The following is a 739-nucleotide window of genomic DNA, read 5'->3' on the forward strand; positions in this document are numbered from 1 at the left end:
TCGCCGTTAACACCTTGCCAAGCATGTTACTTGCGAAGTATTTCTCGCCACTTTTAAAGCGCAGTGGTGCACCTAAATTTGCGGTTATATCGGCCAAAGTCGGCAGTATTAGCGATAATCGTCTTGGTGGTTGGTACAGCTATCGAGCCTCGAAAGCCGCGCTGAACATGTTTCTCAAAACCATGTCGATTGAATGGCAACGCACGCTTAAAAATGGCGTGGTCTTGGCATTGCATCCGGGCACGACCGATACCGCGTTGTCTGAACCGTTTCAAGCTAATGTCCCTGAGGGCAAGTTATTTACACCAGAGCGCGTTGCCAGTGATTTAATGGGGCAGATAGAAAAAGCCGCCCCGCAAGATAGCGGGGCGTTTTTGACGTATGATGGTGAGCGTTTGCCTTGGTAAGCGTTACGGGTTTTTCTCTGGTTTGCTGCGTCGACAGCGCTCAGAGCAATAAATCACCTTCTCCCAATTTCGCGCCCATTTCTTGCGCCATGAAAAAGGTCGCTCACAGACGGGGCACAGCTTTGTTGGTAAGTGCGATTTAAAGCCTTTCATCATGCTAATTCTCAAACGCTAACCAGTCTTCATTATTGTTCAAACAAGAACAAATAGTCGCCGTAACCCAATTGTGCCATTTTGCTTACTGGCACAAACTTCATTGCTGCCGAATTCATGCAGTAACGCAGCCCGGTTGGTTTTGGGCCGTCGGTAAATACGTGCCCTAGGTGAGAATC

3 protein-coding genes are annotated in these 739 nt (G+C 48.6%); 1 reads left to right on the forward strand and 2 read right to left on the reverse strand.

What is annotated here, in order from left to right:
- Positions 1-407 (forward strand): SDR family NAD(P)-dependent oxidoreductase (locus R7Q48_RS27070; protein ID WP_318133337.1); only part of this gene is annotated, 407 nt, incomplete at its 5' end.
- 3 nt (positions 408-410) lie between these two features.
- Here R7Q48_RS27070 and R7Q48_RS27075 read toward each other — a convergent pair.
- Both R7Q48_RS27075 and R7Q48_RS27080 read right to left on the reverse strand, forming a co-directional pair.
- Complete coding sequence (locus R7Q48_RS27075; RefSeq protein WP_172405179.1) at positions 411-560, reverse strand: DUF2256 domain-containing protein; 150 nt, start codon at positions 558-560, stop codon at positions 411-413.
- A 32-nt stretch (positions 561-592) separates the two neighbouring features.
- Positions 593-739 (reverse strand): peptide-methionine (R)-S-oxide reductase (locus R7Q48_RS27080; protein WP_318133340.1); only part of this gene is annotated, 147 nt, incomplete at its 5' end.

The sequence above is a fragment of the Vibrio sp. 378 genome (assembly GCF_033339435.1).